The sequence below is a fragment of the Sulfitobacter sp. UBA4523 genome (assembly GCF_002388305.1).
GTDB classification, from domain to species: domain Bacteria; phylum Pseudomonadota; class Alphaproteobacteria; order Rhodobacterales; family Rhodobacteraceae; genus Sulfitobacter; species Sulfitobacter pontiacus.
In genome coordinates, this window is sequence record NZ_DGMH01000004.1 from 10,628 (window position 1) to 11,521 (window position 894).

General features: G+C 62.2%; 2 protein-coding genes. One reads left to right on the top strand and one right to left on the bottom strand.

Features of this window, described 5'->3' with window-relative positions; genetic code table 11:
* Positions 1-314 (top strand): VWA domain-containing protein (locus B3849_RS00345; RefSeq protein ID WP_286779685.1); only part of this gene is annotated, 314 nt, incomplete at its 5' end.
* Here the strand turns inward: B3849_RS00345 and B3849_RS00350 are convergent.
* Positions 311-894, bottom strand: a 584-nt coding sequence (locus B3849_RS00350) for an AIR synthase-related protein (protein ID WP_286779686.1), incomplete at its 5' end; no start/stop codon positions are given. The genes B3849_RS00345 and B3849_RS00350 overlap by 4 nt on opposite strands.

Genomic DNA, 894 nt, shown 5'->3' on the forward strand with positions numbered 1-894 from the left:
GGCGGGTCATGGGGCAGGGTGCGGTTGTGCTGTTGATCACTGACGGGCTGGACCGCGATGCGCCCGATGATCTGGCGCGACAGATGCAGCGGTTGCATCTGTCCGCACGTCGGCTGATCTGGCTAAATCCGCTGCTGCGGTGGGACGGATTCGCGCCCAAAGCGGCGGGTATCCGTGCGATGCTGCCCTTCACCGACAGTTTTCGGGCCGGTCACTCGATTGCGTCGTTGCAAGAACTGGCAGAGGTGATCTCCCGCCCCGATGACCGGGGCGAGAAAACGCGATTGATGCAGATGATGGGGGCGACCCCTTAGGCGAAGGTTTCGGCAAAAGCCCCGCGATAGGTCGCCGACAGGTCAGCCAAAGGCGCTTTGACGCCGCCGAAGTTGACTTGATCCCCGCCGAACTTGCCGACGCTTTCCAGATGCAGACCGGCGTTTTGCGCGGCGATCATCAGGGCTTCGGCCTGATCGAAGTTACAGGCGATCAGATAGCGGGCTTGATCCTCGCCAAACAGAACCTGCGTATCGGCAGAATCCAGGGTCACGCCGACGCCGGCCTCGTCCGCCAGTTCAAAGGCTGCCAGCGCGAGACCGCCGTCAGACAGGTCGGTGCAGGCTTTGATCAACGCGCGGTTGGCGCGGATGAATTCACCGTGGGCCTTCTCCAGCGCCAGATCGACATGGGGGGCGTCGCCATCGCGGCGGTTGAACACTTCAAGCAGCAGGGCGGATTGTCCGATATGACCTTCGGTGGCCCCCAGAACCAAAGCGACATGGCCCTCGCGGACCTCTTTGCCGATGATCTCTTCCGTATGTCTAAGCAGGCCGACCGCGCCAATGGTGGGGGTGGGCAGAATGCCTTTGCCGTCGGTTTCGTTATACAGCGACACGT